Annotated in this window: 23 protein-coding genes and 2 pseudogenes; 12 read left to right on the forward strand and 13 right to left on the reverse strand. The window is 49.7% G+C overall.

The window, feature by feature from the left end:
• Window positions 1–66: 66 nt before the first annotated feature.
• Window positions 67–951, forward strand: coding sequence for a D-hexose-6-phosphate mutarotase (locus ACHHZ7_RS08095; protein WP_060682325.1), 885 nt, complete (start codon window positions 67–69; stop codon window positions 949–951).
• A 748-nt stretch (window positions 952–1699) separates the two neighbouring features.
• On the opposite strand, the gene ACHHZ7_RS08100 is transcribed toward ACHHZ7_RS08095, so the two are convergent.
• From ACHHZ7_RS08100 to ACHHZ7_RS08115, 4 genes are all read right to left on the reverse strand, one after another.
• On the reverse strand, window positions 1700–2554 hold the full coding sequence (locus ACHHZ7_RS08100; RefSeq protein ID WP_060682326.1) for an aldo/keto reductase: 855 nt from the start codon (window positions 2552–2554) through the stop codon (window positions 1700–1702).
• Between the two features lie 179 nt (window positions 2555–2733).
• On the reverse strand, window positions 2734–3084 hold the full coding sequence (locus ACHHZ7_RS08105) for a hypothetical protein (RefSeq protein WP_032943110.1): 351 nt from the start codon (window positions 3082–3084) through the stop codon (window positions 2734–2736).
• Between the two features lie 10 nt (window positions 3085–3094).
• Window positions 3095–3337, reverse strand: coding sequence for a hypothetical protein (locus ACHHZ7_RS08110; protein ID WP_032943109.1), 243 nt, complete (start codon window positions 3335–3337; stop codon window positions 3095–3097).
• 581 nt (window positions 3338–3918) lie between these two features.
• Window positions 3919–4665, reverse strand: a complete 747-nt coding sequence (locus tag ACHHZ7_RS08115; protein ID WP_032943108.1) for a MipA/OmpV family protein — start codon at window positions 4663–4665, stop codon at window positions 3919–3921.
• Between the two features lie 433 nt (window positions 4666–5098).
• On the opposite strand from ACHHZ7_RS08115, the gene yeaG reads away from it, so the two are divergent.
• Together yeaG and ACHHZ7_RS08125 are read left to right on the forward strand one after the other, a co-directional pair.
• A complete protein-coding gene (gene yeaG, locus ACHHZ7_RS08120; protein WP_003030707.1) occupies window positions 5099–7033 on the forward strand; it encodes a protein kinase YeaG in 1935 nt (644 codons plus the stop codon).
• Window positions 7034–7154: 121 nt separating this feature from the next.
• Window positions 7155–8438, forward strand: coding sequence for a YeaH/YhbH family protein (locus ACHHZ7_RS08125; protein WP_008784519.1), 1284 nt, complete (start codon window positions 7155–7157; stop codon window positions 8436–8438).
• Between the two features lie 94 nt (window positions 8439–8532).
• Here ACHHZ7_RS08125 and ACHHZ7_RS08130 read toward each other — a convergent pair whose 3' ends face one another.
• Entirely contained in the window at window positions 8533–9303 is a 771-nt protein-coding gene (locus tag ACHHZ7_RS08130) for a class I SAM-dependent methyltransferase (RefSeq protein WP_008784518.1), read from the reverse strand.
• A gap of 164 nt (window positions 9304–9467) precedes the next feature.
• Between ACHHZ7_RS08130 and dgcJ the strand changes: the two genes are divergently transcribed.
• From dgcJ to ACHHZ7_RS08145, 3 genes and pseudogenes are all read left to right on the forward strand, one after another.
• Window positions 9468–10958: a diguanylate cyclase DgcJ gene (gene dgcJ, locus ACHHZ7_RS08135; RefSeq protein WP_008784517.1), complete on the forward strand. Its 1491-nt coding sequence runs from the start codon at window positions 9468–9470 to the stop codon at window positions 10956–10958.
• Window positions 10959–11002: 44 nt separating this feature from the next.
• Window positions 11003–11506, forward strand: a complete 504-nt coding sequence (locus ACHHZ7_RS08140; protein ID WP_032943105.1) for a YbaK/prolyl-tRNA synthetase associated domain-containing protein — start codon at window positions 11003–11005, stop codon at window positions 11504–11506.
• A 138-nt stretch (window positions 11507–11644) separates the two neighbouring features.
• Window positions 11645–12099: pseudogene (locus tag ACHHZ7_RS08145) on the forward strand (DUF441 domain-containing protein).
• On the opposite strand, the pseudogene ACHHZ7_RS08150 reads toward ACHHZ7_RS08145, so the two are convergent.
• Window positions 12076–12874, reverse strand: a pseudogene (locus ACHHZ7_RS08150) (AraC family transcriptional regulator). The pseudogenes ACHHZ7_RS08145 and ACHHZ7_RS08150 overlap by 24 nt on opposite strands.
• A 99-nt stretch (window positions 12875–12973) precedes the next feature.
• Between ACHHZ7_RS08150 and ACHHZ7_RS08155 the strand changes: the two are divergent.
• Window positions 12974–14161: a CynX/NimT family MFS transporter gene (locus ACHHZ7_RS08155; RefSeq protein WP_032943103.1), complete on the forward strand. Its 1188-nt coding sequence runs from the start codon at window positions 12974–12976 to the stop codon at window positions 14159–14161.
• A 36-nt stretch (window positions 14162–14197) separates the two neighbouring features.
• Here the strand turns inward: ACHHZ7_RS08155 and ACHHZ7_RS08160 are convergent, their stop codons facing one another.
• Window positions 14198–14905 carry a CTP synthase gene (locus tag ACHHZ7_RS08160; RefSeq protein WP_020996459.1) on the reverse strand — a complete coding sequence of 236 codons (708 nt, stop codon included), beginning with the start codon at window positions 14903–14905 and terminating at the stop codon, window positions 14198–14200.
• A 198-nt stretch (window positions 14906–15103) separates the two neighbouring features.
• On the opposite strand from ACHHZ7_RS08160, the gene ACHHZ7_RS08165 reads away from it, so the two are divergent.
• Window positions 15104–15451: a DUF488 domain-containing protein gene (locus ACHHZ7_RS08165; protein ID WP_060682328.1), complete on the forward strand. Its 348-nt coding sequence runs from the start codon at window positions 15104–15106 to the stop codon at window positions 15449–15451.
• 7 nt (window positions 15452–15458) lie between these two features.
• Here the strand turns inward: ACHHZ7_RS08165 and ACHHZ7_RS08170 are convergent, their stop codons facing one another.
• Window positions 15459–15707 (reverse strand): DUF333 domain-containing protein, encoded by a 249-nt coding sequence (locus tag ACHHZ7_RS08170; RefSeq protein WP_060682329.1) that lies wholly within the window; start codon window positions 15705–15707, stop codon window positions 15459–15461.
• Between the two features lie 186 nt (window positions 15708–15893).
• Between ACHHZ7_RS08170 and ACHHZ7_RS08175 the strand changes: the two genes are divergently transcribed.
• Genes ACHHZ7_RS08175 through yoaJ form a run of 3 tightly spaced genes read left to right on the forward strand, consistent with a single transcriptional unit; the run spans window position 15894 to window position 17142 of the window.
• Entirely contained in the window at window positions 15894–16919 is a 1026-nt protein-coding gene (locus ACHHZ7_RS08175) for a sensor domain-containing diguanylate cyclase (RefSeq protein ID WP_060682330.1), read from the forward strand.
• A 47-nt stretch (window positions 16920–16966) separates the two neighbouring features.
• A complete protein-coding gene (locus ACHHZ7_RS08180; protein WP_032941789.1) occupies window positions 16967–17065 on the forward strand; it encodes a YoaK family small membrane protein in 99 nt (32 codons plus the stop codon).
• A gap of 2 nt (window positions 17066–17067) precedes the next feature.
• Window positions 17068–17142, forward strand: a complete 75-nt coding sequence (yoaJ, locus tag ACHHZ7_RS08185; protein ID WP_095533175.1) for a protein YoaJ — start codon at window positions 17068–17070, stop codon at window positions 17140–17142.
• A gap of 48 nt (window positions 17143–17190) precedes the next feature.
• On the opposite strand, the gene ACHHZ7_RS08190 is transcribed toward yoaJ, so the two are convergent.
• Window positions 17191–17439 carry a GlsB/YeaQ/YmgE family stress response membrane protein gene (locus ACHHZ7_RS08190; protein ID WP_003832440.1) on the reverse strand — a complete coding sequence of 83 codons (249 nt, stop codon included), beginning with the start codon at window positions 17437–17439 and terminating at the stop codon, window positions 17191–17193.
• Window positions 17440–17800: 361 nt separating this feature from the next.
• On the opposite strand from ACHHZ7_RS08190, the gene fdhF reads away from it, so the two are divergent.
• On the forward strand, window positions 17801–19948 hold the full coding sequence (gene fdhF, locus ACHHZ7_RS08195; RefSeq protein WP_060682331.1) for a formate dehydrogenase subunit alpha: 2148 nt from the start codon (window positions 17801–17803) through the stop codon (window positions 19946–19948).
• 52 nt (window positions 19949–20000) lie between these two features.
• Here the strand turns inward: fdhF and ACHHZ7_RS08200 are convergent, their stop codons facing one another.
• The 4 genes from ACHHZ7_RS08200 to leuE all read right to left on the reverse strand — a co-directional run bounded on the left by ACHHZ7_RS08200 (window position 20001) and on the right by leuE (window position 22223).
• Window positions 20001–20645 (reverse strand): hypothetical protein, encoded by a 645-nt coding sequence (locus ACHHZ7_RS08200; RefSeq protein ID WP_060682332.1) that lies wholly within the window; start codon window positions 20643–20645, stop codon window positions 20001–20003.
• Between the two features lie 217 nt (window positions 20646–20862).
• A complete protein-coding gene (locus ACHHZ7_RS08205; RefSeq protein ID WP_003832433.1) occupies window positions 20863–21045 on the reverse strand; it encodes a DUF1869 domain-containing protein in 183 nt (60 codons plus the stop codon).
• A 3-nt stretch (window positions 21046–21048) separates the two neighbouring features.
• The gene (yeaR, locus tag ACHHZ7_RS08210) at window positions 21049–21411 is read right to left on the reverse strand and encodes a DUF1971 domain-containing protein YeaR (RefSeq protein WP_003030735.1); all 363 of its coding nucleotides are present in this window, start codon (window positions 21409–21411) and stop codon (window positions 21049–21051) included.
• 173 nt (window positions 21412–21584) lie between these two features.
• Entirely contained in the window at window positions 21585–22223 is a 639-nt protein-coding gene (gene leuE / locus ACHHZ7_RS08215) for a leucine efflux protein LeuE (RefSeq protein ID WP_003832429.1), read from the reverse strand.
• Between the last annotated feature and the right edge of the window lie 137 nt (window positions 22224–22360).

Consider the following 22360-nt stretch of genomic DNA (forward strand, 5'->3'; position numbering starts at 1 on the left):
ATGAAACAGTAATCTGTAAGAGCGACTCAGGTCGCTCTTTTTTTTGCCTGAAGAAAGGATTGCGTAATGATTAATAAAATTTTTGCACTTCCGGTAATCGAACAAATTACCCCTGTCCTCTCCCGCCGTCAGCTTGATGAGCTTGAGGTTCTTGTTGTCGATCACCCACAGGTTAAAGCTTCTTTCGCGCTGCAGGGCGCACATCTTCTTTCCTGGAAACCAAATGGTGAAGAGGAAGTCCTGTGGTTAAGTAATAATACCCCATTTAAAACCGGCGTAGCGCTGCGTGGCGGCGTACCAATTTGCTGGCCGTGGTTTGGTCCGGCTGCTAAGCAGGGCCTGCCTTCGCATGGTTTTGCCCGCAACCTGCCATGGACGCTGAAAGCGCACAACGAAGACGACAATGGCGTGGTGCTGACGTTTGAACTGCAAAGTAGCACTGAAACGCGTCAGCTTTGGCCACACGAGTTTTGCCTGCTGGCCCGCTTCAAAGTGGGAGCCACCTGTGAGATGGAGCTGGAAGCTCATGGTGAGTTTGAAACCACCTCGGCACTGCATACCTATTTCAACGTTGGTGACATTGCGGCAGTGAAAGTCAGTGGTCTTGGCGATCGTCTGATAGATAAAGTGAATGATGCTAAAGAAGATGTGCTGGCTGATGGTATCCAGACCTTCCCGGACCGCACCGATCGCGTTTATCTGAATCCGGAAGCGTGCAGCGTGATTCATGATGATGCGTTGAATCGCAATATAGATGTTGTCCACCACCACCATCTGAATGTCGTGGGCTGGAACCCTGGCCCGGCGCTGTCCGTCAGCATGGGCGACATGCCGGATGATGGCTACAAAACGTTTGTTTGTGTAGAAACGGCTTACGCGACCGCTCCGCAGAAAACCACCGAAGAAAAACCATCTCGCCTCGCGCAGACTATCCGTGTAGCTAAACGCTAACATAGCTCTGCGCACCATGCCGGATGCGGCTAACGCCTTATCCGGCCTACACACTACATGCAGCCGTAGGCCTGATAAGCACAGCGCCATCAGGCAGTTCCGCGCACCGTGCCGGATGCGGCCAACGCCTTATCCGGCCTACAAACTACACGCAGCCGCAGGTCTGATAAGCACAGCGCCCTCAGGCAGTTCCACGCACCATGCCGGATGCGGCTAACGCCTTATCCGGCCGACAAACTACATACAGCCGCAGGCCTGATAAGTGCAGCGCCATCAGACCGCTCTGCGCAACGTGCCGGATGCGGCTAACGCGTTATCCGGCCTACAAACTACACGCAGCCGCAGGTCTGATAAGCACAGCGCCCTCAGGCAGTTCCACGCACCATGCCGGATGCGGCTAACGCGTTATCCGGCCTACAAACTACACGCAGCCGCAGGTCTGATAAGCACAGCGCCCTCAGGCAGTTCCACGCACCATGCCGGATGCGGCTAACGCCTTATCCGGCCTACACACTACATGCAGCCGTAGGCCTGATAAGCACAGCGCATCAGGCAGTTACACGTCCCCATGCCGGATGCGGCTAACGCCTTATCCGGCCTACAAACTACATACAGCCGTAGGCCTGATAAGCACAGCGCATCAGGCAGTTCCGCGCACCGTGCCGGATGCGGCTAATGCCTTATCCGGCCTACAAACTACATACAGCCGTAGGCCTCATAAGCTGTGGGAACATCGGCATTTGGCAAATCAGGCCATATCCAGCGCGGTTTTACCGTTTGGCGCCGGATACGCCTTATCTAACTGCTTCAACTCATCTACAGAGAGCATTATCCCCAGCGCGGCGGCATTTTGTTCGACATGCGCTACGCTTGCGGCTTTCGGGATGGCTATTACACCCGACTGACGAATCACCCATGCCAGCAAAATCTGCGCAGCGCTAACATTGTGCGCACGCGCGATGTCATTCACCACAGAGTTAGAAAGCAAATCTCCACGCAGTCGTCCCGCCTGAGCCAGCGGACTGTATGCCATGACCGGCATCTGCTGCTGCTGGCACCACGGCAGTAAATCATATTCAATACCGCGCGAGGCTAAATGATAAAGCACCTGATTAGTGGCACACTCTCGTCCACCGGGTACCTGCCATAACGCCTGCATATCATCATAATCGAGATTTGAGACGCCCCAACGGCGGATTTTCCCCTGCGCAATCAGTGTTTCCATGGCATCGATGGTCTCTGCAAATGAAAAATCGCCCATCCAGTGCAGCAAATAGAGATCCAGATAATCAGTTTTCAGTCGACGCAGACTCGCTTCGCAGGCGGCAATGGCTTTCTGTCCACCGGCATTCCATGGGTAAACTTTCGAGACTAAAAAAGCGCTATCACGCCGTCCCGTTAATGCTTCACCCACCACCTCTTCCGCTGCACCATCAGCGTACATTTCTGCGGTATCAATCAATCGCAGGCCGAGATCCAGTCCGGCCTGCAGCGCAGACACTTCATCCCGGCGTCGGCTTGGATCCTCGCCCATGTACCATGTTCCCTGCCCAATAGCAGGAAGCGATACCTGGTTTGTAAACGTCACCTGTTTCGCTGTCATCGCACCCTCCTGTGTTAATGCACCACAGTAAAGCAAAACAACGTGCATGTGTCCTGTTAGGGTGCACAAATTGCACCATCATGGATTGGAAACCGATTGTTAAGGCGAGCGCAATAAAAAGCCCGGGAACAGCAGATGTTCCCGGGCCGAAAAAATACAAAATCTTATCTACGAAGTGGTTATTTCAACCGACCTAAATATTTCCCCTCTTTCATAGCGTTGATTTTTCCGTTTTTATAGACGATAACGGAAATCAAACCTGCGCTATAAGACTGAGCTTCAGCACTATTCTCATCATTTGCCGCAGGTTTGCCATTAATATAAGCAATGCCATCAGCACCACGTTTAAAGTCCACTCCAAGTTTATTCACATGCACGGGCGTGATTTTACTGGCGTGTACCGGGGCATTCGTGTCACTGACCATGGTTTTATGTTCATGCTGTAACTGTTGACGATAAGCCTCACTGATGGCATACGCAGGCGCAGCAGAGGAAGCCACCAGAGCAGCGATAATAATTAATTTCTTCATTAGTTAAACCTTAATATTTATCGTGTTTGTGGTGGTGACTGGAATTTGTATCATTTGTGCCATACAAGTTTTGCGCATTTTCCATAGCCTGTTTTTCAGCGGCAGCATTGATTGTCGCCTGACGGTTTTGCTCCGCAACATAACAGGCATCACGGCTCACACCCTTGCTTTCGCAAGCATTCATGCGTGAAGCCTCGGAGGAACAACCAACCAGAATCCCGCCCATCACAGCTATCATGATTAACTTTTTCATTATATATACCAGGTTTATTCTCAAAAAATCCACATGGCGAATTATATTTAATGCCATGAATAGTTGCTGTCGATACTTTAAAGTTTAATTAATATCTGCAATGGGATATTTAATGTCAATTTTATTTTTTTCAGATAAATACCTAAAGATGTAAAATTAAAATCAATCGATTAATTTTTGTTTTTTTCACATGAAAGTTAACTTTCGCCATGAGATAAACATGCTAAAAGAGTTATCAATAATTTTCATTGTGCTTAACAATAAGAAAATAACGCTTACCTCAATCATAAACCCTAGTATTATCAACGCATTGTATAGCTACAAACCATTACCTCATGACAATGACTTGCTAAACCTTCACGACTATATTTCATTCAAAAATGAATAGATAACAGGCTAATAAAATAGCAGGTTTATTTTTAGTAACAGCGACAGGAATAATACGTTAAAAATTCGTTGTCGCCTGACAGAATGCCAAAACAGCACAAAAAATCAAATCTCATGTTTTAGATCAATATTCATCTCCGTCACGCACAAAAAAGCCCGCACTGATGCGGGCTAGTGCTTGACGCGCAGTAGCATCAGAACTTGTAAGTTACACCCACCGAGAAGATGCCAGACCAGGACTTATCGACCATCGGACTGTCCTTCACTTCATCACTCAAGCGCACATAACGGCCAGTTCCGTATACGTTCCAGTTTCCAATGAAGTTATAGCTCGCGGTCAACTCCAGGTACGGATCCCATCCATCGTCAGCGTTGTAGCTTTTCAGACCACTGCGGCGAGACTCGTGATTGGACACGCCATAATAATAGTCGTTGTAGTTTTCGCTGCTGTACTGCACACCGATACCCGGCGTCAGAGTCAGCCCACCATTAGTGTAACGGTAGAGCCAGGCCAGATCCCAGATAAAGCCGTTGCTGTTATCCAGAGTATCACCCGCCAGTGCAGTACGCAGGAAACCATACTGGGTGTTATGTACATACGAAAGGCCAGCCATCATGCTGCTTTTACGCTTGTCGAGTTGGCGCAAAGCATGGCTATCGCTATCACCTGGCTTGAAATGCGTCGGATCATAGTACGCCATGATGGAAAGCTTATCTGTCGTATCATTCCACAAATAGTAACCGCCACCCAAGCCGTGGAACCAGACATTATCGCCTTCATAGGTGACAACCGGAACAGGGTAAACATCGCGGTCATACTGTTTGTACGGGCTGTTAATCACGCCGACACCCGCGCCAACAGTCCACTGACTTTCCGCCTGTGCGGTGCTAACTGCGGTTGCGGCAAGGACGCCAAGTGCCAGAAGTTTGAGTTTGGTCACAATCCATAATTCCTTATTCAAATGTGTAGCGGTCAAAGTGTAACCGCCAATACGCTTCAGCCCAACTATTTTACGTATTCGCCCCAGAATGTAACCCCCTAATTTCTCAGCGAGTGATGACATTTTGCTTGCAGGACGGTGAACACCGCATGAATCCCGCTCCAATTCTTTACATAAGATGTGCTTTTTTTGCTGATGAGTTATTGATATGCCATTGAAATTCATTTGCGCACACAGGCAAGTTTTGCAAATGCCATCTACGCTTAATTTTAGAAGGTGTATCACCGAATACGTTGATCTCCTGACCACCAAAATGGCATGAGAGTTGCTTATTTCTTCAGCAGCGACGTCGTTCAGTTTACCTCTTCAGGGGCCTCTACTATTCATATGAACGGCTCTTAACATGTGCTAAAAAACGAAAGGACGGCATACCATGAATATATTCGATCACTATCGCCAGCGTTATGAAGCTGCCAAGGACGAAGAGTTCACGCTGCAGGAGTTTCTTACCACTTGTCGGCAAGATCGCAGTGCTTATGCCAACGCGGCAGAGCGGCTATTAATGGCTATTGGTGAGCCTGTCATGGTCGACACTGCCCACGAACCTCGACTTTCTCGACTCTTTTCGAATCGGGTAATTGCACGCTATCCCGCCTTTGAAGAGTTTTACGGCATGGAAGATGCCATTGAGCAGATTGTTTCTTATTTGAAACATGCGGCTCAGGGTCTGGAAGAGAAGAAGCAGATCCTGTATCTGCTGGGGCCTGTGGGAGGGGGGAAATCATCTCTTGCTGAGCGACTGAAGTCGCTGATGCAGAGAGTACCGATTTATGTCCTGAGTGCCAATGGCGAACGTAGCCCGGTCAACGATCATCCGTTATGCCTGTTTAATCCGCAGGAAGACGCGCAGATCCTGGAAAAAGAGTATGGGATCCCGCGTCGCTATCTCGGTACGATCATGTCGCCCTGGGCTGCGAAACGTCTGCACGATTTTGGCGGGGACATTACAAAATTCCGCGTCGTCAAAGTCTGGCCGTCTATTCTGGAGCAGATCGCAATCGCCAAAACGGAGCCTGGTGATGAAAACAACCAGGATATTTCTGCGTTGGTCGGGAAAGTGGATATTCGTAAACTCGAACACCACGCCCAGAACGATCCTGATGCCTACGGTTATTCGGGTGCACTGTGTCGTTCAAACCAGGGGATTATGGAATTCGTTGAGATGTTTAAAGCACCGATTAAAGTGTTGCATCCTCTGCTGACCGCAACCCAGGAAGGAAACTACAACGGGACAGAAGGTATCTCCGCCCTGCCGTTTAACGGGATTATTCTTGCCCACTCGAACGAATCCGAATGGGTAACGTTCCGTAATAACAAAAACAATGAGGCGTTCCTTGACCGTGTTTACATCGTCAAAGTGCCTTATTGCCTGCGTATCTCTGAAGAGATCAAAATTTACGAAAAACTGCTTAACCACAGTGAGCTGACCCATGCGCCTTGCGCACCGGGCACACTGGAAACGCTCTCTCGCTTTACCATTCTTTCTCGCCTGAAAGAACCTGAGAACTCGAGCATTTACTCGAAGATGCGCGTTTACGATGGCGAAAGCCTGAAAGATACCGATCCGAAAGCGAAATCCTATCAGGAGTATCGGGATTACGCCGGGGTTGATGAGGGAATGAACGGTCTTTCCACGCGTTTCGCGTTTAAGATCCTCTCTCGCGTCTTTAACTTTGACCATGCCGAAGTGGCAGCTAACCCGGTACATCTGTTTTACGTACTGGAGCAGCAAATCGAACGTGAACAGTTCCCGCAGGAGCAAGCTGAGCGTTATCTTGAGTTCCTGAAAGGCTATTTGATCCCGAAATATGCTGAATTCATCGGCAAAGAGATCCAGACGGCTTATCTCGAATCCTATTCCGAGTACGGACAGAACATTTTCGACCGTTATGTCACTTATGCGGATTTCTGGATTCAGGATCAGGAGTATCGCGACCCGGATACCGGTCAGCTGTTTGACCGCGAGTCACTGAACTCAGAACTGGAGAAAATTGAGAAGCCGGCGGGTATCAGTAACCCGAAAGATTTTCGTAACGAGATCGTCAACTTTGTTCTGCGTGCCAGAGCGAATAACAGCGGTCGCAATCCAAACTGGACCAGTTACGAAAAACTGCGCACGGTTATTGAGAAGAAAATGTTCTCCAATACCGAGGAGCTGCTGCCGGTCATTTCGTTCAATGCTAAAACCTCGACTGACGAGCAGAAAAAACACGACGATTTTGTCGACCGTATGATGGAAAAAGGCTACACGCGTAAACAGGTGCGTTTACTGTGCGAATGGTATTTGCGCGTACGTAAATCGTCTTAACATAAGTGCCCGGTGGCGCATGCGCTTACCGGGCTTGCAAAACAATGTTCCGTAGGCCGGATAGCGCCAGCGCCATCCGGCACTTACAGGCATGGCGAACAGTTGGCAGTACGGGGGGCTTATGACCTGGTTTATTGACCGGCGTCTTAACGGCAAAAACAAGAGCACGGTAAACCGCCAGCGCTTCTTACGCCGTTATAAATCGCAAATTAAACAGTCGATCTCCGAGGCCATTAACAAGCGTTCGGTGACTGATGTGGATAGCGGCGAATCTGTCTCTATTCCGACTGATGATATTAGCGAACCAATGTTTCATCAGGGACGTGGTGGCCTGCGCCATCGCGTGCATCCGGGTAACGACCATTTTGTGCAGAATGACCGCATTGAACGCCCACAGGGCGGCGGTGGCGGTTCAGGAAGCGGACAAGGCCAGGCCAGCCAGGATGGTGAGGGTCAGGATGAGTTCGTCTTTCAGATCTCTAAAGATGAATATCTCGATCTGTTGTTCGAAGATTTAGCACTTCCTAACCTGAAGCAGAATCAGCAGCGTCAGCTAACGGAGTACAAAACGCACCGGGCAGGTTTTACCTCTAACGGTGTGCCTGCCAACATCAGCGTGGTGCGATCCCTGCAAAACTCACTGGCGCGCCGCACGGCGATGACAGCGGGTAAGCGTCGCGAACTGCATGCTCTCGAAGCGGATCTGGAAACCATCGCGAAAAGCGAACCAGCACAGTTGCTGGAAGAGGAACGGTTACGCAAAGAGATTGCCGAACTACGGGCAAAAATCGAACGCGTGCCATTTATCGACACCTTTGATTTACGCTACAAGAATTATGAAAAACGCCCCGACCCTTCCAGCCAGGCGGTGATGTTCTGCCTGATGGACGTTTCTGGTTCAATGGATCAGTCGACCAAAGATATGGCTAAACGTTTTTATATCCTGCTGTATCTGTTCTTAAGCCGGACCTATAAGAACGTGGAGGTGGTTTATATTCGCCACCATACCCAAGCGAAAGAAGTGGATGAGCATGAGTTCTTCTACTCTCAGGAAACCGGGGGAACCATTGTCTCCAGTGCGCTGAAGTTAATGGATGAAGTGGTGAAAGAGCGCTACAACCCTGCCCAGTGGAACATCTATGCTGCACAGGCATCGGACGGTGATAACTGGGCTGATGATTCACCGCTGTGTCATGAGATTTTGGCAAAAAAACTGCTGCCAGTGGTCCGCTATTACAGCTATATCGAAATCACTCGCCGCGCTCACCAAACCTTGTGGCGTGAATACGAACATCTGCAATCAACTTTTGATAACTTTGCGATGCAACATATTCGCGACCAGGATGATATTTACCCGGTATTCCGCGAACTGTTTCATAAACAAAGTACGACCAGCAATAGTTAACCACCTAAACAAATCAGCCAGAGGTTATCTTCTCTGGCTGATTTTTTACGGGTGCTGTTTTTTCATCTTATCAATATTCATCCGTTTATCCTTTTTATTTTCCCTTTACAGAGCAGCAGGCAATGTAATTGAGTTGATGACGTTGCGAACGGAAGAAGCGAAACATTTTCAGGAAACGACGACGATTTTCGCTCGTGCGTAAGCCGTTAAACACAATTTTTACCGCCCCCGTAAGCCCTTCATCACGAACTAATCCGCGCGGCGACATCAGCGACATGTTGCCATTCTGCTGCAGGACCTGTTCGAACCCGCAGTTAAGAAACAAATCACGCCAGCCTTGTCTGGTCATTGGGCTAACGTTTGATTTCACCACATCGACAAGCTGGCCCTGATCGCCCGCGCCCAGTTTTTGGGCGGTGAACATAATATCGTGGGTGAGCAGACGCCCACCGGGCTTCAACACGCGATAATATTCGGCAATTAACTTCGCCTTCGCTTTATCGGCATACATTGTCAGCATGGCTTCGTTAATCACAACATCGAAACTGTTATCCGCAAAAGGAAGAGTGTTGGCGTTAGCAGCCATCACATGAATATGATTTTCCAGACCATTTGCCGCTACGTTATTCCTTGCATTTGACAGTGCGGTTTTATCCATATCAATGGCGTATACGGTACAGCCATAGCGTTGAACTAACTCTATCGCCGTCGTGGCCATGTTGCACGCCACTTCAAGTACCTGGCTGCCGGGCGTCAGCTGTGACTGGCTAAACAACCATTCTGTTGCTTCAACACCGCCCGGACGCAGACGGGTTTTGCCCAGGCTGGCTAAAAATGTATGACCCGCTTTTTCAGTCGCGCTCATTGGCCTGTCTCCTTTTTATAAGTTGCATTATAAATACAACATTAAGAGTTAAAGGTGAAGTACGCGAATGATTTTTATTTCAAAATGTCCTTTCCCGTAGCGTTAGAGCGGATGTATGCCGTGTGATAGACTGAAGTATCAGACTTACAGGGCTGTAAATCATTATGAAATTGCATCATAAAGCGCTCAGGATCTTTATCTCCGTCAGCGTAATTGTTTTGACATCTTCTTTTTTGGTTTATGAGCTCATTGCTAGTGATAAAGCAATGAATGCGTACATGCGCTATATCAATGAGAAAGCCGACTCCTCGTTTCTCTATGATAAGTACACAAATCAGAGCATCGCAGCCCATCTGATGCGCACATTTTCGTCCCCTCAGGGGCCTGCTTCTCTCGAACAGCAAAAAGTACTTTGCAACGCTTTCGACAGCGTTAACGGCACTCATGGGCTCAATCTCACTAAGCGCAACTATCTGCCATTACACGGTACGTTGCAGACCACCTCAACAAAATGTAGCGAACAGCTTGATGACATTTTTCTGCTGCCCTCTTTTGACCGGGCGGTCAATGTTAATCGCCAGCAGAAAGATTACGGTCAGGGATTAGGGACGCTGGAGTATAAATTTCGATATTACGTCGATCTCAAAAATAACTACGTTTATTTCTATGATGTGATCGACTCGCGGAAATTTGCGATACACAACTGGTCATTTTTGCAAAAAGGTACTTTGGGGATCGACCAGAATGATATTGACGGTATTTTTACTGGCCGCACGGTGATCTCCAGTATTTATGAAGATAACCTGACCGAGAAAAAGGTGATGAGCTTTTTAACACCGGTTTACTACGCCAATAAGCTAAAAGGCGTGGTGATGGTGGATATTAATAAAGAGAATTTACAGAATATTTTCTATACCAGCGACCGCCCTCTCGTCTGGCGTTATCTTAACGTAACGGTCTCTGACACCAGTTCAGGTAAAGAGATCCTCGTTCACAAAAGTGAAACCGATCTGTTCCGCTATGTTCACTATGAGAAGGACATACCTGGCGGTATACGTATCACCCTCTCACTTGATGTTATGTACTTTATTGTCTCGTCCTGGAAGATATTCGCCTTCTATCTACTGGCAACGATATTGCTGCTGAATATGGTCAGAACGCATTTTCGCTTGTATCACAACGTCACACGGGAAAATGTCAGTGATGCGATGACAGGGCTCTACAACCGTAAAATTTTAACGCCAGCGCTTGAGCAGCGTTTGCAACAGTTGGTGAACACAGGAACGCTCGTGACCTTTATCGCCATTGATTGCGACAAACTAAAAGTTATTAATGATACGTTGGGGCATAAGGAAGGCGATCGCATTATCACCATTTTGGCCAAAGCTATTCAAACGTCCATTCGCAAAAGCGACTATGCCATCCGCCTCGGCGGCGATGAGTTTTGCATTATCCTCATCGATCATCCCAGTGAATTAACGCCCCGCCTGCTGGAGAGGATTCGCTATAACTTACAAATTATTGCGCAAGATAGATCAATCAGCTTCTCTGTCGGGATTTATAATATGCAGCCAAACGACACCATTGATGATGCCTACAAAGCATCTGATGCACAGCTCTACCTGAACAAACAGAAAAAACGCACCGATGCGTAATTATTTTTCTGACAGGATTTTCATTGTTGTACCAGGAGTAAGTCATGACGGAAGTAAACAAAGGTAACGCAACGCACCAGCGTTTAATCTCCCTGTTGTCAGAACACGGTGCGACCTACCGCGTAGTCAGCCATGAAGCCGTAGGCAAATGTGAAGCTGTCTCTGAAATTCGCGGTACCGCACTGGGTCAGGGTGCAAAAGCGCTGGTCTGCAAAGTAAAAGGCAACGGCGTCAATCAGCATGTTCTGGCGATCCTCTCTGCCGATCAGCAGGCCGACCTGAGCCTGTTGGCCAGCCATATTGGCGGGTTGAGAGCGTCACTTGCCAGCCCGGCGGAGGTAGATGAACTGACTGGCTGCGTATTTGGCGCTATCCCACCGTTCAGTTTTCATCCGAACCTCAAGCTGGTCGCCGACCCGCTGTTGTTTGAGCGTTTTAATGAAATTGCGTTCAATGCCGGAATGCTGGAAAAATCTGTGATCATGGATACCGCAGATTACCTGCGCATCGCGCAACCGGAATTAATCCCGTTCCGCAGAGAACAATAACTTCACAAGTTAGCAGTAAAAAACATCGCTTCGTGCGTTAGCCCAAAAAAAATCATAATCATTAAAAAAAGCCTGTTCCGTCACGCATTTACGCGTACAGTAAGCAGGCTTATTTTTTCTTTTGGCAAGGAAACTACGATGTTTGATGTCACTCTGCTGATCCTGCTCGGACTGGCAGCTCTGGGCTTTGTCAGCCACAACACCACTGTCGCTGTTTCAATTCTGGTGCTGATTATTGTCCGTGTTACCCCTCTGAATACCTTCTTTCCCTGGATTGAAAAACAGGGCCTGACCGTCGGGATTATAATTCTGACCATTGGCGTCATGGCGCCGATCGCCAGCGGAACGCTACCGCCCTCCACGCTCATCCACTCCTTTGTGAACTGGAAATCACTGGTTGCTATTGCCGTTGGGGTATTTGTCTCCTGGCTTGGCGGACGCGGCGTTACGCTAATGGGCAGCCAGCCTCAGCTTGTTGCTGGTTTACTGGTTTACTGGTGGGCACGGTACTGGGCGTGGCGCTGTTTCGCGGTGTGCCAGTGGGGCCGCTTATTGCGGCAGGTCTGGTCTCATTGATTGTTGGGAAGCAGTAGCCAGCCCGTTCAGGTAACGGCCTGGTGTCTGTCCCAGGCCTTTTTTGAACATAGTGATAAATGCCGTGGTCGAATCGTACCCGAGCATTTGCGCGACCTGTTGTACATTGCGACCATCAATTAACGCCTGCAGCGCCAGAATCAGCTGGAGCTGGTGACGCCAGCGCCGAAAACTCAACCCCGTTTCTTTGACGACCAGGCGAGCAAGGTTACGTTCACTCATCGCAAATACGCTGGCCCATTGCCCCAACGTCTGCCATTGTGCGGGCTCTCTCGCCATCGTTGCGACCATTCTGCGAATTTTCGGGTGATCGGAAACCGGCAACTGCATTTGCTCCTGGGGTTGCTGCGGCAGTTCATCAAACAACACTTGCGTCAGCCGCTGGGTTGCCGGTTCCAGCCGTTGGGCATCCGTTTTGGATGCCAGCGCCAGAATAAGCTCCCGGCACAACGGAGCAATTTTCAGCGTGCAGCAACGATCGGGCATCACGACGGCCTGCGGCTCAATAAACAAAAAGCACAATTGTGCGCCAACGGTAACGTGGTTGCTGTGTGGAATTTCACCGGGGATCCACACCGCATATTGCGGGGGCACCATCCACATAGCATTCTCAACCTCACAGGTGATCGCGCCATGCAACGCCAGAATCAACTGGCCTTTACGGTGCTGATGCAGCGGGCTGAAAAGTTCATCTTCACGGGCCTGAATACAAAACGCCACCGCCGGATCGTGGTGAAGATCGGGTTCGTATCCATCCAGCCTCAGTCCTAACATAAAAATGTCCGATTTAAGCGATAAACTGTCATTTTAGCTTGATTCATCCATTGAGTAAAAACGCTAAGGTATCGCCTCGCCTGACGATATGAGAAAAAAATGACAAATACACCTTCCTCCCGTGGCAAGAACGCAGCGTTGCTGATCGCGGGGATCCTGATGATTGCCACCACATTGCGCGTCACCTTTACCGGTGCAGCCCCGTTGCTGGATGCAATTCGCGCCGACTACGGTCTGAGCACCGCCCAGACGGGGCTTCTGACCACCCTGCCACTGCTGGCTTTCGCACTGGTTTCACCTCTGGCTGCCGCCGTTGCGCGCCGTTGGGGTATCGAACGCAGCCTGTTTGTCGCTATGCTACTGATTTGCGCGGGTATTGCGATACGTTCTCTGCCCTCACCAGGGTTCCTGTTTAGCGGCACCGCTATCATTGGTTGCGGAATCGCATTGGGAAATGTGCTTTTACCCGGACTGATTAAGCGTGATTTTGCTCAGCATGTGGCGAAACTCACTGGCGCATACTCGCTGACCATGGGCGCAGCAGCGGCACTGGGTTCCGCCATTGTGGTGCCGCTGGCGTTGAACGGGTTTGGCTGGCGCGGTGCGCTGATGGTACTGATGGCCTTTCCGCTACTGGCACTGATTATCTGGTTACCCCAATGCCGCCAGATGGCCAATGCCAGCTTGAGCAGCTCGCGCGCTCTGCATTCCCGCGCGATCTGGCGCTCCAGCCTCGCCTGGCAGGTGACGCTGTTTCTGGGGATCAATTCGCTTATCTACTACGTCATCATCGGCTGGCTGCCCGCCATTTTGATCAGCCATGGCTACAGCGAGGCGCAGGCCGGTTCGCTGCATGGTTTACTGCAGCTGGCGACCGCCGCGCCGGGATTATTGATTCCTCTCGTCCTGAACAGATTTAAGGATCAGCGCGCCATCGCCGCACTGGTTTCATTAATGTGCGCCGTCGGCGCGGCGGGATTCGCCATAATGCCCGACCAGGCATTGCTATGGACCATCCTGTTTGGCTTTGGCTCAGGCGCGACGATGATTCTCGGCTTGACCTTTATTGGCCTGCGCGCAAGCTCAGCGCATCAGGCTGCTGCCCTGTCCGGCATGGCACAGTCTGTCGGATATTTACTGGCGGCCTGCGGACCACCACTGATGGGGAAAATTCACGACCTCAACGATAGCTGGCTGATTCCTCTTGGCGGGGTCGCCGTGTTAGCGATGCTGATGGCGGTATTTGGTTTGTGCGCGGGGCGCAATCGGGAGATCGCGAGCGCATAATGCACAGGGCAGGTTCGTGAACAACCTGCCCGTTTTTTATCCGCGCGCGGCGCGCAGCATCGCCTGAACTAACGGTACGGGTTTTCCCGCCAGCGCTCCGCGTTCATGCTGAAAGAGCGTGCCAACATAAAATGGATGCGTCACCAGCTCAATGGCACGAATATCACCAGCCTCATCCCAACCGGTCACCCGAAGATCGCCGCTTTCAAGCTCGGCGGCAAAATCCTCCGATACGCCATAGTTGCAGTGATATCCCTCGGTGATAACATCCCGCCCGTAGGCTTTGGCAATCAGCGTATTGGCCCGCAGCTCAATATCATCCGTTTTTTCTACCAGCGAGCAGGTCAACGGTGCTATCACCATCCGACCCGTGGTGTCCGTCTCGGCGTGGGCGGCATCGCTCCAGCCCAGCACGTTGCGGGCGTACTCCAGAATCGCATGTTGAAAGCCGCCGCAGGTCCCCAGGAACGGGATGCTGTTTTCACGCGCGTAGCGTATCGCTATCAGCGCCCCTTCAAGATGGCGATATGGACTGCCTGGAACGACCCAGATGGCATCATAGCCAATCAAGTCCTCACTGCTGTTGATATCAGATGTAGTTAGCCAGTCATAATCAGCCACCAATTCCAGGACGGCGGCAGCATCATCGATAGCAAGGGGAATAGCCTGGTGCGCCACAATATCGGGGCTGTAATCGCCCACCAGCGCAATGCGAAGCGTATCTTTAATTGGGGAAATTTCCATTAAGCTTTCCTTGTGTCCTGACAATAAGGGACAGCATAAGGAGCCTCAGCCTACCGACTTTTTAGTGGTATCACAATCCCTTAAATTGGGAGTCAGGGCGGGCAAAATGCTATAATGGTCACGTTTTACGATCTTATTTAACCGTAATAAAGTTGATGATAAATACCTGAGCGGTAGCTGAAAGGAGCGGATGAAGAGATGAAGATTCAGTGTAAACGCGTGTATGACCCGGCAGAAAAAAGCGATGGTTATCGCGTGTTAGTCGACCGGTTGTGGCCACGCGGGATAAAAAAGACTGACCTTGCTTTCAAGGAATGGAATAAAACGCTGACGCCATCCTCTGAATTGCGCAAAGCATTCCACGCAGAACTGATCGATTTTTCACACTTTTCCGAGCAATATCGCGCAGAGCTGGCCCAACAGCAGCAGGAAGGAAAGCGCCTCGCAGAGATTGCCCGACAGCAAACCTTAACGCTACTGTATGCGGCGAAGAATACCCAGCAAAACCACGCGCTGGTGCTCGCTGAATGGCTACGTCAATGCTGACCGCGTATTACTTGGCCGTTGCCGGATGATCTCTACGCCAGAGTGACCATTCATCAATTACTTCCCCGTTGGGTAGTTTGCAGTCAGACTTAACACCTTGCGGAGTCTGCACCGCAATCAGCGAACCACCCTGTTGTTCGCAATACACCGATGCTGGATTCGCCATGCCAATTTTTGGTGGCACAGGCGCTTCCGGTTCCGTGGTACACCCCGCCAGCACCAGCAAGCCGGGCAAAACAATAGATGCCAGTTTCATATTTACTCCTGTTAAAAACCTTATCCTGGCAGGTTACCCCGACTTTCCATCTATCTCCATATTTTCCTGCCAGCTATCCATTTTATGTTTACATTCTGAGCTGGATGGCGTGTTTCATCTTTCACCTCGATGTTCTATCATGCGGGCAACGTCAGCCCAGTCATTACTCAGGAGCATTTACATCTCATGTCGGACATGATCCTTGCCAGAGTCTCACAATCCTTAGCCACGGAGCAGTCTGTTGAAAGTCTGGTTCGGCAACTTCTGGAGATGCTGGAGATGGTGACTGAGATGGAATCGACCTACCTGACCAAGATCGATCTGGATGCCCGTCTGCAGCATATTCTGTATGCACGTAATAGCCGCCAAATGCAGATCCCCGAAGGGCTATCCGTGCCGTGGGATGAAACGCTGTGCAAACGCGCTATTGAGGAAAACTGTCTGTACAGTGACAACGTGCCCGCACGCTGGCCGGAATGTACCGCCGCTCGCGCACTGGACATCACCACCTTTCTGAGCACTCCCGTTCATCTTCCTGACGGAACGTTTTACGGTACACTCTGCGCTACCAGCCGCCGCCAGCAGGCATTGAGCCAACGTGGAGAACAAGTATTACATCTGTTTGCCGGTCTGATCGCCCAGTCGATTCAAAAAGAGTCGCTGGTTGCTCAGTTACGTGAAGCGAACGCTGCGCTGATTGCTCACTCCTACACCGATGCCCTGACCGGTTTACCAAATCGGCGCGCAATATTTGAAAATGTGGAAACCCTTTTTTCGCTTGCCCGCCATCTCAGGCAGAAGATAGTTGTCGCCTATATCGATTTGGATGATTTCAAACTGATTAATGACCGCTTTGGCCACGAGGTTGGTGACCAGTTCCTGATCCAGATTGGGCAGCGCCTGCTCCGTGAATGTAATGATAATGACATTCTCGGTCGACTGGGCGGTGACGAATTTTTAGTCGTTCGCCTGTCAGCGGAAGATGAACTGGATCAACTTATGCGTCTGCAGCAGGTGAAAAATCAGCTACAACAGCAGATTTGCGGTGACTACCACCTGGGTGACATTCATCTGTATTATCCTGGTGCCAGTCTGGGTGTGGTGGAAATTGATCCGCTGGAGACTGATGTAAACTGTGCGCTTCATCTTGCAGACAGCGCAATGTATCAGGATAAAAAACGTCAGGATAAAACCCCTTTTGTCGTACATTAAGCCCTGCTATGCTGGCTCGTCTTTAAATAACTCTGGTAGATAATCGTATGCGACTCGGTATTATTTTCCCTGTCATTATTTTCATTTCCGCTGTCGTTTTCTTATCCTGGTTTTTTATTGGCGGCTACGCTGCGCCGGGAGCATAACGATGAAAAAAACAACGATTATTATGATTGGCGTGGCGATCATCGTGGTTCTGGGCACGGAACTGGGGTGGTGGTAACCAAAATAAAGGCCACTTCTCAGTGGCCCCTATTGTCTGTATGTTTAGTTAGCTTTTGATTTTTCTATAGATAAACAACACCACAATCGCACCGATAACCGCTACCACGAAACTGCCGAAGTTGAAACCATCAACTTTACCAAAACCAAAGAAGGTACTGATCCAGCCACCCACTACCGCACCGACAACCCCTAAGATAATGGTCATAAAGAATCCGCCGCCATCTTTACCCGGCATAATCCATTTTGCCAAAATCCCAGCGATAAGACCGAAAACCACCCATGAAATAATGCCCATAATTTTCCTCACTTATGTTTTTAAATTAACGATTCACTCGTTGTATAAAAGCATAGCATAGCGCTGAAAAATTAAAATTTGTGATCGTCATCACTTCATATTTTCATCTTTTTCCGATGTTTCATAAGGTTATGACTGCTGACCGGCAGGCTAAATTTTTGCCGCTCCTCGTCATTAATGTCGAATCGTCAGTCATTATGCTTAACTCTTTTGCCCTCAGCCCCGTTATTGCTGGGTTTTCACTTCTGGCACACTTTATGCTTAAACAACTTGTCGCTACGACAAATCGTAGTCCGCGGTGCTTATCGCGTGGCTGCGTCTACAATTCGCGCTATTTCAGCATTTAACAGGTCTGTTATTGATGAAAAAAATCACCAGTGTTTGCCCATACTGTGGGGCCGGGTGCAAGCTTAAGCTTGTTGTCGAAAATAACAAAATCATCCGCGCCGAAGCCGCAGAGGGTGTAACGAACCAAAATCAGTTATGCCTGAAAGGCTATTATGGTTGGGACTTTCTTAACGACACTCGCCTTCTGACTCCCCGTCTGACTCGCCCGATGATCCGTTATGAAAAAGGTGGCAAATTCACGCCCGTTAGCTGGGATGAAGCCATTCGTTACACCGCAAAACGCCTGTCTGAAATCAAAAATACCTATGGCCCTCGCGCCATCATGACTACCGGCTCTTCCCGGGGAACCGGAAATGAAACTAACTACGTGATGCAAAAATTCGCACGTGGCGTACTTCATACCAATAATGTCGATTGTTGTGCCCGCGTCTGTCACGGTCCTTCCGTTGCCGGGTTACAAGAAACGTTAGGCAATGGCGCCATGAGCAATTCCATCAGCGACATTGAAAACTCAAAATGCCTGCTGATCTTTGGTTATAACTGCGCCGACTCGCACCCAATCGTAGCCCGCCGGGTAATTAAAGCTCGCCAGAACGGCGCAAAAATCATTGTCTGCGACCCACGTCGTATTGAAACCGCCCGTATTGCTGACCAACATTTGCAGTTGAAAAACGGTTGCAACATGGCGCTGGTTAATGCCTTCGGTCATGTTCTTATCGAAGAGCAACTCTACGATCGCGAGTATGTGCAAAAGCATGCGGAAGGGCTGGAAACATACTGGGAAACCGTTAAGGACTATGCGCCTGAAGCCGTTGAACATTTAACCGGCGTTCCCGCACAGCAGGTTCGTCAGGCAATGCGTACATTTGCCGCAGCACCATCGGCAACCGTAATGTGGGGGATGGGCGTCACCCAGTTTGGTCAGGCCGTTGATGTGGTTCGCGGTTTGTCGAGCCTGGCGTTGTTGACCGGGAATCTGGGTCGCCCTAACGTCGGCGTTGGTCCGGTGCGCGGGCAAAATAACGTGCAGGGTGCGTGCGATATGGGGGTACTACCTAACCAGTTCCCGGGGTATCAGGATGTGACCGATTCCGCCGTCAGGGAAAAATTCGCCAGCGCATGGGGCATTGACGTTAATCAGATGGATGACAAGGTTGGAACGCGCATCACTGAAGTTCCACATCTGGCTCTCGAAGGCAAAATAAAAGCCTACTACATCATGGGAGAGGATCCGCTGCAAACTGAAGCCGATCTGGGCCTGGTCCGCGAAGGGTTTAACGCGCTCGATTTTATCGTCGTGCAAGACATCTTCATGACTAAGACAGCGGAAATGGCCGACGTTCTCCTGCCTGCCACCTCATGGGGCGAACATGGCGGCGTCTTTACCTGCGCCGATCGCGGCTTCCAGCGTTTTGAGAAAGCGATTGAGCCCACCGCTGACGTAAAGCGTGACTGGGAGATTATCAGCCTTTTGGCCAGCGAAATGGGCTATCCAATGCAGTATCAAAATAACCAGCAAATCTGGGATGAGATGCGCGAGCTGTGCCCGCTATTCTACGGCGTGACCTATGAGAAAATGGGGGAAATGGGGCATGTTCAGTGGCCGTGCCCCGATCTCGATAGTCCTGGTACGCCGTACCTTTACGCGCACAGCCAGTTTGATACCGCCAACGGCAAAGGCAAACTGTTTGCCGCACCGTGGCGAGCGCCCGCAGAAGTTCCGGATGACAATTATCCGCTGGTACTGTGTACCGTGCGTGAAGTTGGGCATTACTCCTGTCGCTCGATGACCGGTAACTGCGCAGCGTTACAAGCGTTGGCTGATGAACCAGGATATGTGCAAATCAATACCCAAGATGCCGAAAAGCTGGGTATTCGTCATCGTGATCTGGTGTGGGTCAGCTCGCGTCGGGGTAAGGTCATCAGCCGCGCAGACGTCTCCGAGCGCATCAATTCCGGAACGGTGTATATGACCTATCAATGGTGGATTGGAGCATGCAACGAGTTGACCCAGGATAACCTCGATCCAATCTCGAAAACGCCGGAAACCAAATATTGTGCCGTAAATATCGAGCACATTAGCGATCAGAGATGGGCTGAAAAGTATGCCGCTCAATCGTATAGCGACATGAAATCACGCTTATGTGAGGCCATTGCGTAATTCCCCACCATCGCGACCTGAGTCTGGTTACCCAGACTCAGGTCTTATCTCATTACTTTACCAGGTGAGGTTCGCTGAAGCGGATGGAGGCAGTTTCCTCCTGCTTATCCCGCTGCATAAAGCCAAGGTTCATCAGGAACAATCCCGCCATAAACGGTAGTTCATACAGTTCTTCAATCAGATCGCCATAATGGGCATTGTGCAGGAAGATGGGAGCCAGCAGACGATGATGCTCTACCGTATCGGAAATCAAAAATGCGCAGGCGGTAATCGCCAGCATCCAGATAGGTAACGGTTCATTACGTAGGCGTCGGACAATATCCAGGCGTAAACGCTTCGACAACAGCACCGGCAGAATAATCATGGCAATTAATACGACGGAGATGGCTCTGAAAAGGAGTTTAGGATGCTCAGGGAAATAGTCACGGCCCCAACTGGTGCTTCTCCCCAGCAATACCAACCACCACACGGCTGCCCAAAGCCAAAATTGCTTCTCTCCTTCAGGGCGTGATAAAGGCCGGATATAGCCAAGGGTAAATACCGCACCAAACAGTAGCCATAGCGCCTGCCCATTTTCGATCCATCTGACGACAGTGCCGTTAAGCAGCGGAAGATTCCAGTTCGCGGTGAACGGAATCGCCACAATGACCAGTCCTAGAATAAGTGTGGGGAATGTAATTTGGGTATTCAGTTTCATAAGCGCGATGTTCTGTATTGTTACTTTTTTGCGATCATAACGCCTGTGAATGATCGACAATTAGCATTCAATGCGGATTTCTTAAGGTATTCTTAAGGAATCTTTTTCGGACATCACTACGTTCAACACAAATAAAAAAACCGCACGGCGCCGTCAAAACGCTGTGCGGTTAGTACATTAAAATTCTGTGTATTCAATCAGTAAGAGTATTTAATACCTACCATCCGCAGACTTCGTGCTCATTCTCGGTATCGTACGAACGGACGGTATTGACCAAGTCTTTGACCACTTCTGCTGCCACATCCGGCACCAGTAATGTCATAGGCGCTTCTGTTTCATAATCCACAGAAACACCGTTGCTGTTATTGGTCACTGTTACGGTATAGGTTGCTTTCCCCATGATTTACTCCTTGCCGGTGCGCACGACTTTTCGTTGATTTGCGCTCTCCATCAGAACTTCCGGGGCAACGAAAAAATCGATATTAAAGTAAGTGTCGTCGGTCATCACTTCGATGTTATGCCATTTTTCCGGTGGAAAAACGCCAAACTGACCGGCTTCAATAACCATCACCTCTACTGGCTCCGGACTGTGTTCATCGGCGTATCCGAGATATTTGACCGCCCCCTGCATAACAGAAAGTCGTGGATAAACCCCGGCACGAGTTCCTTTATCAAGGTGGCGTTCGAAAATTCCGGCAGGCGCAGTTTCTTTGTTCCAGAATGGTGTAGAGCGTGTATGGATATGATTCTGTGGAATTTGAAGCATTTTTCTTCCCTTTTCCAGTCGACAACCAGCGAGTCTTATTGAATCGCTGCTGTACACAGGGTACGCCTCAAAATATACATTTAAAATACCATTTATTGGTTATAACCCTGCAATTACAAATGAAAAGCAAAGCGTCATATTGAAGGCCCGCCGCAACCAGCGGGCCGATAGCATCACGACTGAAGCGTGGCCAGACGAGCGGCAAAACCAACGAAAATCAGGCCGATTAGGGAATTACCCACTTTGGCCAGTTTTTTCTTGGTGCGAATATACTGCGTCACGAACGCGCCGGAGAAAATAAGGAAGCTCAGATAGAAAAAACTCACTACTTCAAGCGTAATGGCCAAAATAAAGAATGACAGCCCTGAGTGCGGTGCATTGACATCAATAAACTGCACGAAGAACGAAACATAAAACAAAATAGCTTTGGGATTCGTCAGGCTTAGAATTAATGCTCGCTTAAAAATAGCGCCAAACGGGACTTCCTCAGGTGCGGCGTCGCTTGCTTTCGATTTCAGTGTCGCATACAGGATCTTCGCACCGAGATACAGCAGATAAAAAGCGCCGAGATAACGAACGATGTTGAACAAAACGGGCGTTGTTTTGATCAATGCGGCAACACCGGCATAGGCCAAAAACATCAACACGGCATCACCGATAAACACACCGCTTGCGGCGAGATAACCACCCTTCACTCCCCGACCGACGCTGTTCTTCAACACAAATATCGTATTTGGCCCCGGTACCAACACGATAAAAATGGCTCCCACCAGATACGTCCAGTAATTCAGAACTCCATACTCTGCGAACACGTTAACCTCTTCCTGAAAAAACACATGCACTTGCTGCGATACAATATGCTAACGAATGCATCGGGTGATGGAAAGAGAAGGTTATGAATTAAAAAACCCGCCACTGGTGACGGGTGTGTACAGATAAGGTTAGTCCG

Origin of the sequence: Citrobacter freundii complex sp. 2024EL-00216 (genome assembly GCF_043945515.1) — a bacterium.
Lineage (GTDB): Bacteria > Pseudomonadota > Gammaproteobacteria > Enterobacterales > Enterobacteriaceae > Citrobacter > Citrobacter portucalensis.

What these genes read in the sequence shown, in the direction of transcription:
- ACHHZ7_RS08095 (WP_060682325.1), top strand. Translation starts at nt 67, where the DNA reads ATGATTAATAAAATTTTTGCACTTCCGGTAATCGAACAAATTACCCCT.
- ACHHZ7_RS08100 (WP_060682326.1), bottom strand. Translation starts at nt 2,554, where the DNA reads ATGACAGCGAAACAGGTGACGTTTACAAACCAGGTATCGCTTCCTGCT.
- ACHHZ7_RS08105 (WP_032943110.1), bottom strand. Translation starts at nt 3,084, where the DNA reads ATGAAGAAATTAATTATTATCGCTGCTCTGGTGGCTTCCTCTGCTGCG.
- ACHHZ7_RS08110 (WP_032943109.1), bottom strand. Translation starts at nt 3,337, where the DNA reads ATGAAAAAGTTAATCATGATAGCTGTGATGGGCGGGATTCTGGTTGGT.
- yeaG (WP_003030707.1), top strand. Translation starts at nt 5,099, where the DNA reads ATGAATATATTCGATCACTATCGCCAGCGTTATGAAGCTGCCAAGGAC.
- ACHHZ7_RS08125 (WP_008784519.1), top strand. Translation starts at nt 7,155, where the DNA reads ATGACCTGGTTTATTGACCGGCGTCTTAACGGCAAAAACAAGAGCACG.
- ACHHZ7_RS08130 (WP_008784518.1), bottom strand. Translation starts at nt 9,303, where the DNA reads ATGAGCGCGACTGAAAAAGCGGGTCATACATTTTTAGCCAGCCTGGGC.
- dgcJ (WP_008784517.1), top strand. Translation starts at nt 9,468, where the DNA reads ATGAAATTGCATCATAAAGCGCTCAGGATCTTTATCTCCGTCAGCGTA.
- ACHHZ7_RS08140 (WP_032943105.1), top strand. Translation starts at nt 11,003, where the DNA reads ATGACGGAAGTAAACAAAGGTAACGCAACGCACCAGCGTTTAATCTCC.
- ACHHZ7_RS08155 (WP_032943103.1), top strand. Translation starts at nt 12,974, where the DNA reads ATGACAAATACACCTTCCTCCCGTGGCAAGAACGCAGCGTTGCTGATC.
- ACHHZ7_RS08160 (WP_020996459.1), bottom strand. Translation starts at nt 14,905, where the DNA reads ATGGAAATTTCCCCAATTAAAGATACGCTTCGCATTGCGCTGGTGGGC.
- ACHHZ7_RS08165 (WP_060682328.1), top strand. Translation starts at nt 15,104, where the DNA reads ATGAAGATTCAGTGTAAACGCGTGTATGACCCGGCAGAAAAAAGCGAT.
- ACHHZ7_RS08170 (WP_060682329.1), bottom strand. Translation starts at nt 15,707, where the DNA reads ATGAAACTGGCATCTATTGTTTTGCCCGGCTTGCTGGTGCTGGCGGGG.
- ACHHZ7_RS08175 (WP_060682330.1), top strand. Translation starts at nt 15,894, where the DNA reads ATGTCGGACATGATCCTTGCCAGAGTCTCACAATCCTTAGCCACGGAG.
- ACHHZ7_RS08180 (WP_032941789.1), top strand. Translation starts at nt 16,967, where the DNA reads ATGCGACTCGGTATTATTTTCCCTGTCATTATTTTCATTTCCGCTGTC.
- ACHHZ7_RS08190 (WP_003832440.1), bottom strand. Translation starts at nt 17,439, where the DNA reads ATGGGCATTATTTCATGGGTGGTTTTCGGTCTTATCGCTGGGATTTTG.
- fdhF (WP_060682331.1), top strand. Translation starts at nt 17,801, where the DNA reads ATGAAAAAAATCACCAGTGTTTGCCCATACTGTGGGGCCGGGTGCAAG.
- ACHHZ7_RS08200 (WP_060682332.1), bottom strand. Translation starts at nt 20,645, where the DNA reads ATGAAACTGAATACCCAAATTACATTCCCCACACTTATTCTAGGACTG.
- ACHHZ7_RS08205 (WP_003832433.1), bottom strand. Translation starts at nt 21,045, where the DNA reads ATGGGGAAAGCAACCTATACCGTAACAGTGACCAATAACAGCAACGGT.
- yeaR (WP_003030735.1), bottom strand. Translation starts at nt 21,411, where the DNA reads ATGCTTCAAATTCCACAGAATCATATCCATACACGCTCTACACCATTC.